This is a genomic window from Siccirubricoccus soli (assembly GCF_024178315.1).
GTDB classification, from domain to species: Bacteria; Pseudomonadota; Alphaproteobacteria; order Acetobacterales; family Acetobacteraceae; genus Siccirubricoccus; species Siccirubricoccus soli.
In genome coordinates, this window is the sequence record NZ_JAMZIK010000001.1 from 1 (window position 1) to 12608 (window position 12608).

A 12608-nucleotide genomic window follows, 5' to 3' on the forward strand; every position below is an offset into this window, starting at 1 on the left:
CGCGGCAGGAGGCGGAGGAACTGCGCGAGGCGATGCAGGCCCTGCTGGCTGGGGCCGGCCCGCCCCCCAGCCTGCCGCCGCCCGTGCTGGCCCGCCCCGCCGAGGCCGATCAGCGGGCCGTCCTGGCGCCAGCGGCGGGCCGGCTGCTGGCCGGTCAGGCGCTCGGCCTGCCGCTGGCCGGCCTTACCGCCCTGGCGCTGCATGTGGCGGCGGCCTCGGTGGGGGCGCAGGGGCGGCTGCGGCTCCGGCTGCATGGCGCCGAGAGCGGGCGGATCATGGCGGCCTGGGAGCTGCCGGGCGAGGCGCTGGCGCCGGGTTGGTTGACGCTCGACCTGCCCCAGCCGCTCGGCCCGCTGCGCGAGGGGGCGGTGCTCGACCTGGCGGCGGAGCTGGGGCCGGGGGATGAGTTGCGCCTCTCCCTGGAGGACCGCGAGAGCGAGCTGCCGGTGACCAGCCCGGGCAGCGCCACGCCGGGCCGCGCCCTGGCGGTGCGGGCCTGGACCGCCCCGCATGGCCGGCGCTTCGTCCAGCCGCTGCATTGGGACGCGGAGGCGGTGGGGCTGGCGGTGGCGCCGCATGGGGTGAAGGTGGCGCTGCCCGAGAGCCTGCTGCTCGGCGCCCGGCTGCCGCTCGGCCGGGTGGAGCGCAGGGCGCTGGGGCGGGAGGTGCCGAAGCTGGTCGCCCGGCTGCGTGGCGGCGAGGCGGCGCTGATCCTGCTGCCCGCCGTGCCGCTGAACGGGCTGGACCTCCTGACGGCGGAATTCGGTCTGCCGCTCGGCGATGCCACGGGGCTGGAGGTGGCGCTCTGGCTGCAACCGGCCGGGGCGCTGGTGGCGGGGCTGGAGGAGCTGAGCCTGGAGCCCCCCGGCGCCCGTTGGTCCGGCTGGCGCGGCGCGCCGCCGGGGGAGGGGCTGATCCTGAGCCTCGCCGTGCCCCTTTCGGCGCCGCGGAAGGCGATGGTGGCGCTGGCGCTGCGCCATGGTGGGGCGCCGGAGGCGGAGGCACGGCTCGAGCTGGCAGCGCTGTATGGCCGTCGGGTGGTGCAGCCGAGCGGCGCGAAGCCCGGCCGCCGCGCTCGGCTGCCGGAGACGCCGGAGGAGGCCGGCCGGCCCCGCCTGGCCGCGGTGCGGCTGGAGGAGAGCCTGGTGCTGAGCGGCGGCAACTACCGCCACCTCGATATCTGGCTGGAAGGGGTGCGGGCGGCGGGCGAGTCCTGGCCGCGGCTGCGCTTCAAATTCATCCTCGCCGGCGAGGCGCCGGCGCTGGAATTCCGCCTGCGGCCGGACTGGCCGCCGCTCTTCGCCCGCTGGCCGGAGGGGCACCCGGCCATGCGCAGCGACCGGTACGGGCCGCATCTCTGGCTGACGGAGGAGGCGCTGGCTGGCGGGCTGCTGGCCGCGCTGGAGGAGCCGCGCGACCGCGCCATGCTCGCCGCCGTACTGGCCCTGCTGCCGAGCGCCGTGGCCACCGTGGCGCGGGACGCGACCACCGACCCGGCAGAGTTCGACCTGCTGCTGGGCAAGGCGCGGCGGCTGGCGGCGGCGCTATAGATATTAGCCACGAAACCGCTGCGCGGCTTCGTGGGGCCCCGGGGTTTTGTCCTTGCTCCTCCTCCGCCGCGGGCGCGGGAGGGGCGCGTCACCGACGGCCGAACAGCTTCTCCAGCTCCGCCGCCCCCAGCCGGAGGAAGGTGGGGCGGCCATGGGAGCAGGTGGCGGCGCGGGGCGTCGCCTCCATCTGGCGCAGCAGCGCATCCATCTCCGGCGGGGTCAGGCGCCGCCCGGCGCGGACCGAGCCATGGCAGGCCAGCCGGGCGATCGCCGCATCCAGCCTTCTCTCCAGCGCCACCGTCTCGCCCTCCGCGGCCAGTTCCGCCGCCAAATCCCGCAGCAGGGGGGCGGGGTCGGTCGGGCCGAGCAGGGCTGGCAGGGCGCGCACCAGCACCGCGCCGGCGCCGAATCCTTCGATCTCGAGGCCAAGCCGGGCGAGGTCCGGCGCGGCCTCCAGCAGCCGCGCCGCCTCCGCTTGCGGCAGATCCACCACCGCGGGCAGCAGCAGGGGCTGGGCGCGGACGCCGCCTTCGAGGAGCTGGGTCTTCAGCGCCTCCTGGGTCAGCCGCTCATGCGCCGCATGCTGGTCCACCAGCACCAGCGCGCCATCCGGCGCCTCGGCCAGGATGTAGGTGTCCAGCAGCTGCGCCAGGGCGCGGCCGAGCGGGTGCTCCGCCGGGGCGGGCGGCGCCTCCGGCGCGGCGGCGGGGCGGGGCGGGGCGAAGCCGAGGGGCAGGGGCGCCGGGCCAGGCGCGGCAGGGCCCGGTGCACCGGAGAGGGCGAATTGCGCCTCGGCGAAGCCCGGGCCGGCGGGCAGGGGCGCGGGTGCCGGGCGCGACCAGCCGCCCCAGGACCGGCTGGGGCGGTACTGAGTGAGGGCGGGTGCCGGCGCCGCCACCCCCGCCCCAGCGGAGAGCGCCCGCTTCAGCGCCGAGATCATCAGCCCGCGCACCGCGGCCTCCTCGCGGAAGCGCAGCTCCGTCTTCATCGGGTGGACATTCACATCCACCGCCTCGGGCGGGAGGTCGAGGAACAGGGCGGCGACCGGATGGCGGCCGGCGGCGATCAGCTCCCGATAGGCGACGCGCAGCGCGGTGCGCAGCAGCGGGTCCCGCACCGGGCGGCGATTGACCACCAGATGCTGCTCCGTCCCCGTGGCGCGGGTGAAGGCGGGCTGGGCGGCGAGGCCAGAGAGGGTCAGCCCCCCGCCCTCCGCCGTCACGGGCAGCGCGGCGGCGGCGAAATCGGCGCCGAGCAGGGCGGCGAGGCGTTCCTCGCGCGCCGCGGGGGCGAGGGACAGCACCTCCCGCCCCTCCAAGGTCACGCGGAAGCCGACCTCCGGCCAGGCCAGCGCCAGACGGCGCACCGCCTCCACCGCCTGGTCGCCCTCGGCGCGGGGGGATTTGAGGAATTTGCGGCGGGCGGGCACGGCGAAGAACAGGTCCCGCACCTCGATCCGCGTGCCGGGGGCGCCGGAGGCGGGCACCACCTCCCCCTTCCGGCCGCCCTCCACCACCAGGACATGGGCATCGCCGCCGCGGGGACGGGAGGTGATGGCCAGCCGCGCGACGGCGCCGATGGAGGGCAGGGCCTCGCCGCGGAAGCCGAGGGTGGCGATGCGGAACAGCATCGCCTCCTCCGGCAGCTTGGAGGTGGCATGGCGCTCGACGCAGAGGGCGAGGTCGGCGGGCGGCATGCCATGCCCGTCATCCTCCACCAGCACCCGGCCGATGCCGCCCTCCTCCAGCGTCACGGCGATGCGGGAGGCGCCGGCATCGAGGGCGTTCTCCACCAGCTCCTTCACCACCGCGGCCGGGCGCTCCACCACCTCGCCGGCAGCGATGCGGTTGGCGGTGGTTTCGGGCAGCAGCCTGATCATGTCCCCACCGCGTCGCTGCGCGCCGTGGTGGGGGCCCCGAGGCGGTTCCCGATCAGCGCCTCGCACAGGCCGTCGCGGCAAAGCTGCGACGGCGCAACGGGCGGCGCCGGGCGGGTGGTAAGGTGGTCGGCGTAAGGCGTCCGAAGATGGGGCATGGAGTCGGAAACCAGCCTAGCACGGCCGGGCCTGGAAGGGGCGCGGTTTGGCGCCGACCGGCCTTACCCGGCGCGCCAAGCCCCGGAGATGGTGCGCAGCAGCCCCTCCGTCGAGCCGTCATGCGCGCCCGGCTTCGGCGTCCCCGCCTCCAGCTCCGCCAGGATCGGCCCGGCGAGCTGCTTGCCCAGCTCCACCCCCCACTGGTCGAAGGCGTTGATGCCCCAGAGGGCGCCCAGGCAGAACACCTTGTGCTCGTAGAGCGCCACCACCTGGCCGAGGGTGAAGGCGTCCAGATGCGGCAGCAGCAGGGTCGCGCTCGGCCGGTTGCCGGGGAAGATGCGGTGCGGCAGCAGCCGGGCGATCTCGGCGGCCGGCACGCCCGCCTCGGCCATCTCCGCCTCCACCTCCTCGGCGGCTTTGCCGCGCATCAGCGCCTCGGCCTGGGCGAGGCCATTGGCCAGCAGCTTGCGGTGGCTGTCGGCATGCGGGTGGTCGGGCTGCGCCACCAGGAGGATGTCGCAGGGCACCGGCATGGTGCCCTGGTGGATGAGCTGCATGAAGCTGTGCTGGGCATTGGTGCCCGGCTCGCCGAACACCACCGCACCGGTCGCCTGGGCCACCGCGCTGCCATCCAGCGCCACCCGCTTGCCGAGGCTCTCCATCTCGAGCTGCTGGAGATGCGCCGGCAGCCGCGCCAAGCGCTCATCGTAAGGGAGCACGGCGCGCGTCGGGTAGCCGAGGCCGTTGACGTGCCAAATCTCGGCCAGGGCCAGCAGCACCGGCAGATTGGCCTCCAGCTTCGTGCCGAGGAAATGCTCATCCATGGCGCGGGCGCCGGCCAGCAGGCGGGTGAAGGCGTCCCAGCCCAGCGCCAGGGCGATGGACAGGCCGATGGCGGACCACAAGCTGAACCGCCCGCCCACCCAGTCGCGGAAGGGGAAGACGCGCTCGGCCGGGATGCCGAAGGCCGCCGTGGCCTGCATGTTGGTGGAGAGGGCGGCGAAATGCTGCCCCGCCTGCTCGCCCAGCGTGCCGCGCAGCCAGTCCCGGACCAGGGCGGCGTTGGTCATCGTCTCCTGCGTCGTGAAGGTCTTGGAGGCGACGAGGACCAGGGTGCGGGCGGGATCGAGCTGCGGCCGCAGCGCCTCCCAGGCATGGGCATCGACATTGGCCAGGTAATGCGCCCGCATCGGCGCGGCCGGCGTCCAGAGCGCCCGCGTCACCATGGCGGGGCCGAGATCGGAGCCGCCGATGCCGATATTCACCACATCGGTGAAGCGCTCCCCGGTGGCGCCAAGCACGCCGCCGCCACGGACCAGGCGGGTGAACTGCCCCATCCGCTCCAGCACCTGCGCCACCGCGGCGGAGGCATCCTCCCCGCCGGTGCGAAAGCCGGCCTCACGCGGGGCGCGCAGCGCCATGTGCAGCACGGCGCGCCGTTCGGTGGCGTTGATCGCCTCGCCGGCCGCCATGGCGTCCCGACGCTCGGCCAGCCCCGCCGCCTGCGCCAGGCCGAGCAGGGCGGCGAGGCGCGGCGCGTTCAGCGAGGTCTTGGAAAGGTCGAGCAGCAGCCCGTCCGCCGCCCAGGAGAAGCGCCCGAAGCGGCCGGGATCGGCGGCGAAGAGGGGACGGATCGCCGCGGCGTCCGGTGCCGCCGCGAGGCTTGCGATCTCCGCCCAGGCCGCCCGCATCGCTTCGTTCATACCCCCGCCTCCATCCGCTGCCCGGCCATTATCGCCAAGAGGATACGGCGAAAACCCGGCGGTCCGGTCATGTCCGGTCACAGCCGGCGGAAGAGGCCGCATGCCAGGCGGCCTGCGCCGCGCTCCCGCCCCGCCGTTGTCCTGGCGCAACTCCGCCGTGTGGGCTGTGCGGAGCCTTCCCGTCAGGCGCTCTCCGGCCCCCCATGGCGCCGCGCAGCGGTGTCGCGGGAGGTCAAAGGCCCTGCGGCTCCCCGGCGATGATGGCGGCCAGCGCTTCCGGCCGCAGCACCCGGGCGGCGACCTGGGCCAGCTTCTCCCGCCCCAGCGCCCGCAGCCGCGTCGGGCGCCCGGCGAGCCAGTCCGGCGGCCTGCCATTCTGCTGCATGCCGAGCAGGGTATCGGCGATGCGCCGGCTGTCGGTGAAGGCGAGCGGCAGGGAGCCGGTGAGGTAGGCGACGGCATCGGCCAGCTCGGCCTCGGTCGGGCCCGTGGCGGCCATGCGGCCCCATTCCTCCCGCGTTACGGCCAGTGTCTCCGCCACCCGGGCATTCTCCGTCGCCACTGCGCCGATGATGATGCCCCGACGGAACAGCACCTCCAGCCCGCCGCTGATGCCATAGGCGAGGCCGCGCTGCTCCCGCACCGCATGCATGAGGCGGGAGGCGAAGCCGCCGCCGGAGAGGATGCGCAGCACCACCTGCAGCGGCTCCCAGTCCGGGTCCTCCGCCGCCAGCCCTTCCTGCCCGAAGATCACCGCGGATTGCGGCGAGGCGACGGGCACGATTTTCTGGCCGAAGGCCTGGAAACCGGGCAGGGGCGGCACGGCGGGGGGCTCGCCGGCGGGCAGGGGACCGAACAGCTCCGGCAGCAGGGCGGCAAGCTGCGGCGCGGTGATGTCGCCCGCCACCGCCAGCAGCAGCCCCTCCCGCCGGAGCTGGCGGGCCAGGGCGGCGCGGATCGCCTCCGGCGGCAGGGCGGCGAGGCTTTCCGCCGTGCCGGTGGCAGGGCGGCCGACGGGATGGCCGGGGAAGGCGGCGGCCCAGAAGGCACGGCCGGCCTGGCCGCGCGGGGTCTCCAGGTTGCGCCTTGCGTTGGCGATGCCGCGGGCGCGCACCCGCTCCACCGCCTCGGCATCGAGGCGCGGCTCCGTCATGGCCAGGCGGGCGAGGCGCAGCGCCTGGGGCAGCGACTCGGTCAGGCTGCGCAGGCTGCCCTCGAACCCGTCCCGCCCGGCAGAGAAGCCTAGATTGATGGCGTCGTCGCGCAGCGCATCGGCGAAGGCGGTGGCGGGCAGCGGCCCGGCGCCCTCGGTCAGCAGGGCGGCGGCCATGGCGGCGGCACCCTCCTGCCCCTCGGGGTCCAGGCTGGCGCCGCCCGACCAGGACCAGGAGAGGGAGACGACCGGGACGCTGTGATGCTCCACCAGCCAGGCGGAGATGCCGCCGGCCCGGACGATCTGGATGGGCAGGGAGAAGCCGGCCGGCTGGCCGGTCTCCACCGGGCTCGCGGCGGGGCTCACGAGGCGGTGCCTGGCAGCAGCCAGCCGGTGGTGCTGGGCGCGCCGCCGAGCACGGCCCGGGAGGCGACGGTCACCTGATCGAGCGTCACGGCGCGCAGCCGGGCCGGCCAGTACTCCACCGTCTCCAGCGGCAGGCCGATGGCCAGGGCGCCGCCCAGCATGCGCGGCGCCGCGCCGATGCCGTCCAGCGCCAGCAGGGCCCCGGCGGTGAGCTGGCGGGCGGAGCGGGCGCGCTCCGCCTCGGCCGGGCCCTCCTGCACCAGCTTGGCGAGCACGGCATCCACCGCCGCTTCCAGCGCCTCCGGCGCAATGCCGGGGCGGGTGGTGGCGCTGATCGTGAAGGCGGCGACGCCCATCGCCTCGCTGTCATAGGAAGCGCCGGCGGAGGTCGCGAGACCGGTCTCGACCAGCGCCTTGTAGAGCCGGCTGCCCGGGCCGCTGCCCAGCAGATGCGCCAGCAGCTCCAGCGCCCAGGCCTGGTCGGCATCGCCCCAGGTCAGGCTGGGGGCCATGTAGGCGCGCAGGAAGGTGGCTTCCCGCACCGCCGGGTCGCGGCGGATGAGGCGAGGCTCCACCGCCTGGGCGGGCGGGGGGGCACGGTCCCGGGCCACTGCCGCGCGGGCCGGGACAGGGGCGTAGAATTCCTCCGCCAGCCGGCGCAGCTCGGCCTCCCGCACATCGCCGGTGACGACCAGCGTGGCGTTGGCCGGAGCGTAGCGGCGTTCGTAGAAGCTGTGCAGATCGTCCCGCGTGAGGGCGCGGATCTCCTCCTCCCAGCCGATGATGGGGCGGCCGCGCCAGTGCTGCGGGCCGAAGAGGGCGGCCTCGAAGGCCTCGTAGAAGCGGGCGCGAGGATTGCTGTCGGTGCGCTGGCGGCGCTCCTCCAGCACGACGGCGCGCTCCGGCTCCACCGTCCCGGCCGGCAGCAGGGGGCCGGCGAAGCGGTCCGCCTCCATGCGCATGACGAGGGGGAGGCGGGAAGCCTCCACCGTCTGGTGATAGGCGGTGACGTCGCGGGAGGTGAAGGCGTTGTCCTGCCCGCCTTCCCGCGCCACGGCCAGGCTGAAGGCGCCGGGGGCGACGTGCGGGCTGCCCTTGAACATCATGTGCTCGAGGAAATGGGCGAGGCCGGAGCGGCCAGCCGGGTCCTCCCCCGCCCCCGCAGCGTAGAACAGGAAGTGGGAGACCACCGGCACCCGGCGGCTTTCCGCCAGCACCACGCGGAGGCCGTTGGGCAGGCTCCAGGAGGTGGCGCCGAAGAGCGGCCGGTCACGCGGCGGCGCGGAGGATGGCAGCAGGCTGGACGCGGCAGGCTGGGCGGGGGCGGAGGTCGCTAGGGCGGTCGGGAGCAGGCCGGCAGCGGCGATGGCGGTGCGGCGGGTCATCTCAGGCATGCTCCAGCATGTGGGGCGGGCACGGCCCGGCGCAAATTCTATCGGAGCCCGACCTCGCTGGGCCTGCCCGGCCGGCCATCAGCCCGATGGTCCGCCCCTTGTCCGGGCGCGGCTTCGCTGCGCCGGACCATACGATGCCCAAGTTGCGGTGCTTTCCGGGGTCTCCACGATGGGGCGCGGCGCCGCTGCGGGCAAGACCGGGCAGGATCGGCTGAGCTCCGCTCCCCCATCCCGCTCCGGTTCGTTGTCTGGTCGCGCAAGTCGCGGTTACGGTCGATCCGGCCCTGCCCGATCACGCTTTAGAAAATGCTCTCCAGCAGCCGGCGGACCGGGTTGCCGCTCTGGCTGCGCTGGATGACGGGCGTCTCGCCCTCCGTCACGTCGCGGCCCAGCGCGGCATTCTCCCGCAACCGGCGGGCTTCGCGCGAGGCGTCCAGCGCGGTGCCGGGCGGCTCGGACTGGCGCCAGAAGATCAGCCGGTCGGCCAGGCCGCGCTCCGGCTGGTCGAGGCGAAGGCTCTCCTCATCCACCCGGCGGCGGATATCGTCGCTGACCGGCCGCCCGGTCTGGGCGAGCAGGGCGGCTTCGCCGCTGCTGCGGGGGCCGGTGGCGGGGCCGGAGAGGGCCGCGCCCGGCACCAGCGCGGCCTCCGCGGCCTGACGCTGGGAGAGTTCCTGCGGCCGCTCCGCCCCCGGCCGGGGCACCGGCAGCTCCCCCAGCGAGGGGGGCATGGAGAGCGGCGCCCGCGTCGTCACCTGGAATTCGTCCGGCGCCTCCCGGGTGAAGCCGAAATTGCGCGCGGTGTCCGGGCCGCAGCCGGCCATGGCGGCCAGCAGCGGCAGGCAGAGGGCCAGGCGGAGGGTGGGCAGGCTCATGCGCCTTCCTTAAGGCCGGCCGGGCGCCGGAACAAGGCATCTGCGAGGAGCGCCCCCACGCCGCAGACGATCCCGGCATCGGCGATGTTGAAGACATACCAGTGCCAAACCTGGCCGGAGAGGGCGAGGTGGACATCGACGAAATCCACCACCGCGCCAAAGCGCAGCCGATCCAGTACGTTGCCCACCGCCCCGCCCACCACGGCGCCGAGGGCGATGGCCACCATCCGGGTCTCCGCCCGGGCCATCCAGCGCAGCAGCACCAGGGCGATGACGCTGGCCAGCACGGCCAGGATCAGGTGGTTCAGCGGCCCGGTGCCGGAGAGCAGGCCGAAGGTGACGCCACGGTTCCAGACCATGGTGAGGTCGAGGCCGAGGGGGCCGAGCTGGAGCAGCGGGACGTTGCGCAGCTCCGGCAGCTTCAGCCCGTCCAAGATCCACCATTTGCTGGCCTGGTCGGCGACCAGCAGCAGGCCGGCGGCGGGCAGGCCGAGGCGGAGGCTCAAGCCGCGCCCTCCACCACCGCCTCGCAGCGGCGGCAGAGGGTGGGGTGGGCGGCGGATTGGCCCACTTCCGGCAGCACGCGCCAGCAACGCTCGCATTTCTGGCCCTGCGCCGGGGCGAAGACGGCGCCGAAATTCGTGCCGAAGAGGTCCTGGACGCGGAATGCGTCCTCCGGCGGCTCCGCCGTGGAGAGGGTGAGACCGGAGGTGATGCAGATCTCCGCCCAGCCCTCGGGGGAGAGCAGGGGCAGGTCGGTCTCCGGCACATGGAGCACCGGCGCGGCCTGCAGCGAGGCGCCGATGGTGCCATCCGCCCGGGCCTTCTCCAGCACGCCGGTGACGGCGCGGCGGATGGCGCGGATCTTCACCCAGATCGCCGCCAGCGCCTCGTCACGCCATTCCTCCGGCAGGGTGGGGAAATCCTGCAGGTGGACGGAGCCGTCCTCGGCAGGGAAGCGGGCGAGCCAGGCTTCCTCCGCGGTGAAGACCAGCACCGGGGCGAGCCAGGCGGTGAGGCAGCGATGCAGCGCGTCCAGCACGGTGCGGACGGCGCGGCGGCGCGGGCTGGCGAGCGCGTCGCAGTACAGGCTGTCCTTGCGGATGTCGAAGTAGAAGGCGCTGAGATCGGTGGCGCAGAAATTGTGGATCTCGGGATAGACGCCAGTCCAGTCATGCGTCCGCACCGCCTCGCGGATGCGACGGTCCAGCTCGGTCAGTCGGTGGAGCACCCACCGCTCCAGCTCCGGTAGCTCGGCATGGGGCACCGTCTCGGCATCCGTGAAGCCGGCGAGGTTGCCGAGCAGCCAGCGCAGCGTGTTGCGCAGGCGGCGATACAGCTCCGCCTGCTGCTTCAGGATCTCCGGCCCGATGCGGAGATCCTCCGCCGTGTCGGAGTTCATCACCCAGAGGCGGAGGATGTCGGCGCCGTACTGCGTCATCACCGCCTGCGGGGCGGTGACGTTGCCGAGGGACTTCGACATCTTGCGGCCCTGCTCGTCCAGCACGAAGCCATGCGTCAGCACCGCCTTGAAGGGGGCGACGCCATTGGTGCCGACGGATTCCAGCAGGGAGGAATGGAACCAGCCGCGATGCTGGTCGGAGCCCTCGAGGTAGAGATCGGCCGGGAAGGGCAGGTTGTGGTCCGGCAGGACGAAGGCGTGGGTGGAGCCGGACTCGAACCAGACATCGACGATGTCCATCACCTGCTCGTAATCGTCCGGGTTCCGGTCGTTGCCGAGGAAGCGGGCGGCGGCGCCGGGCTGGTACCAGGCATCCGCGCCCTCGGTGCGGAAGGCGCTGACGATGCGCTCCATCACCGCCGGGTCGCGCAGCGGCTCGCCGGTCCTCTTCTCGACGAAGACGGCGATGGGCACGCCCCAGGCGCGCTGGCGGCTGATGCACCAATCCGGCCGGGCCGCGACCATGCTGCCGATGCGGTTGCGGCCGATATCCGGGACGAAATGCGTCGCGTCGATCGCCGCCAGCGCCTTGGCACGGATCTCATTGGCATCGTCCATGGCGATGAACCACTGGGGTGTCGCGCGGAAGATGACCGGCTTCTTGGACCGCCAGCTATGCGGGTAGCTGTGCGTCAGCTTCGACTTGGCGACGAGGGTGCCGGCCTTCTCGCAGGCGGCATAGACCGCGTCATGCGCCTTGAAGACATGCAGCCCGGCGAAGCCCGGCGCCTGGACGGTGAAGGTGCCGTCGTCGTTGACCGTCTCGGGGATCGGCAGGTTGTGGGCGCGGCCGAGATTGAAGTCGTCCTCGCCATGGCCGGGGGCGATGTGGACGAAGCCGGTGCCGGCCTCGGTGGTGACGAAATCGCCGGCCAGCAGCGGCACGTCGAAATCGTAGCCGGCGCCGCGCAGCGGGTGCGCGGCGATGGCGCCCGCCAGCTCCGCGCCCTTCAGCACGCGCTTCACGCTGTGCGCGCCGAGCTTCGCATCCTTCTCGAATTGCGGGAGCAGGGGCAGGGCGATGAGCAGCCTCTCGCCGGGAATCAGGTGGCTGCCCTCGGCGACGCCTTCGACATGCACCAGCGCGTAGTCGATCTCCTCGCCATAGGCGACGGCGCGGTTGCCGGGGATGGTCCAGGGCGTGGTGGTCCAGATGACGACGCTGGCGCCGACCAGGTCCTCCGCCGCCGCGCTGAGCAGGCGGAAGCGCGCCCAGAGCGTTGGCGAGACATGGTCGTGATACTCGATCTCGGCCTCGGCGAGGGCGGTCTTCTCCACCGGGCTCCACATGACCGGCCGCAGCCCGCGATAGAGCGAGCCGTTCATCAGGAACTTGCCGATCTCCGCCACGATCACCGCTTCCGAGGTGACATCCATGGTGGCGTAGCGGCCTTCCCAGTCGCCGAAGACGCCGAGGCGCTTGAACTCCTCCCGCTGCACGTCCAGCCAGTGCTCGGCATAGGCACGGCACTCGGCGCGGAATTCGAGGACGGGGACGGCGTCCTTGTCCTTCCCCTTGGCGCGGTACTCCTCCTCCACCTTCCACTCGATGGGCAGGCCGTGGCAGTCCCAGCCGGGGACGTAATCCGCGTCCTTCCCCGCCATCTGGGCGGCGCGGTTGATGACGTCCTTCAGGATCTTGTTCAGCGCGTGGCCGATATGCAGCGGGCCATTGGCGTAGGGCGGGCCGTCATGCAGGACGAAATGCGGCCGGCCCTTGGACTGGGTGCGCAGGCGCTGCCACAGGCCGAGGCGCTGCCAGCGTTCCAGCCATTGCGGCTCCCGCTTCGGCAGGTCGCCACGCATCGGGAAGGGGGTGTCCGGCAGGAAGACGGTGCCGCGGTAGTCGCGAGGGGCCGGGATGGTCTGGGTCTCGGTGCTCATTTCGGGGGCATCTCCGGCCGCCCTGGCGCTGGGCGGCGGGTCGGTGGTGGCAAGCGCGTGGCGTCCCGGCCCTTAGATAAGGGCCGGGCCGGTAATTCGCAGCGGGACCACCGGGCGCGGCATGGGCGGGTTATGGGGAGGGGCAGGGGCCTGGGTCAAGCGGGGGAGGGTTCCCGGGCCGGAAGC

Annotated in this window: 8 protein-coding genes; 1 reads left to right on the forward strand and 7 read right to left on the reverse strand. The window is 73.8% G+C overall.

Annotated elements, in window-relative coordinates; translation table 11 throughout:
• Positions 1–1550: DUF6212 domain-containing protein (locus NJ376_RS00005; protein WP_252951154.1), on the forward strand; the 1550-nt coding region annotated here is incomplete at its 5' end.
• An 88-nt stretch (positions 1551–1638) separates the two neighbouring features.
• Here NJ376_RS00005 and mutL read toward each other — a convergent pair.
• The 7 genes from mutL to ileS all read right to left on the reverse strand — a co-directional run bounded on the left by mutL (position 1639) and on the right by ileS (position 12422).
• Entirely contained in the window at positions 1639–3429 is a 1791-nt protein-coding gene (gene mutL, locus NJ376_RS00010; protein ID WP_252951155.1) for a DNA mismatch repair endonuclease MutL, read from the reverse strand.
• Positions 3430–3647: 218 nt separating this feature from the next.
• Entirely contained in the window at positions 3648–5288 is a 1641-nt protein-coding gene (gene pgi, locus NJ376_RS00015; protein WP_252951156.1) for a glucose-6-phosphate isomerase, read from the reverse strand.
• A gap of 232 nt (positions 5289–5520) precedes the next feature.
• Entirely contained in the window at positions 5521–6807 is a 1287-nt protein-coding gene (locus NJ376_RS00020) for a M16 family metallopeptidase (RefSeq protein WP_252951157.1), read from the reverse strand.
• Complete coding sequence (locus NJ376_RS00025) at positions 6804–8192, reverse strand: M16 family metallopeptidase (RefSeq protein WP_252951158.1); 1389 nt, start codon at positions 8190–8192, stop codon at positions 6804–6806. Before NJ376_RS00025 ends, NJ376_RS00020 begins: the two co-directional genes overlap by 4 nt.
• A gap of 308 nt (positions 8193–8500) precedes the next feature.
• The gene (locus NJ376_RS00030; protein ID WP_252951159.1) at positions 8501–9076 is read right to left on the reverse strand and encodes a DUF3035 domain-containing protein; all 576 of its coding nucleotides are present in this window, start codon (positions 9074–9076) and stop codon (positions 8501–8503) included.
• Positions 9073–9582, reverse strand: coding sequence for a signal peptidase II (lspA, locus tag NJ376_RS00035; protein WP_252951160.1), 510 nt, complete (start codon positions 9580–9582; stop codon positions 9073–9075). Before lspA ends, NJ376_RS00030 begins: the two co-directional genes overlap by 4 nt.
• The gene (ileS, locus tag NJ376_RS00040) at positions 9579–12422 is read right to left on the reverse strand and encodes an isoleucine--tRNA ligase (RefSeq protein WP_252951161.1); all 2844 of its coding nucleotides are present in this window, start codon (positions 12420–12422) and stop codon (positions 9579–9581) included. The genes lspA and ileS overlap by 4 nt, the downstream gene beginning before the upstream one ends.
• Between the last annotated feature and the right edge of the window lie 186 nt (positions 12423–12608).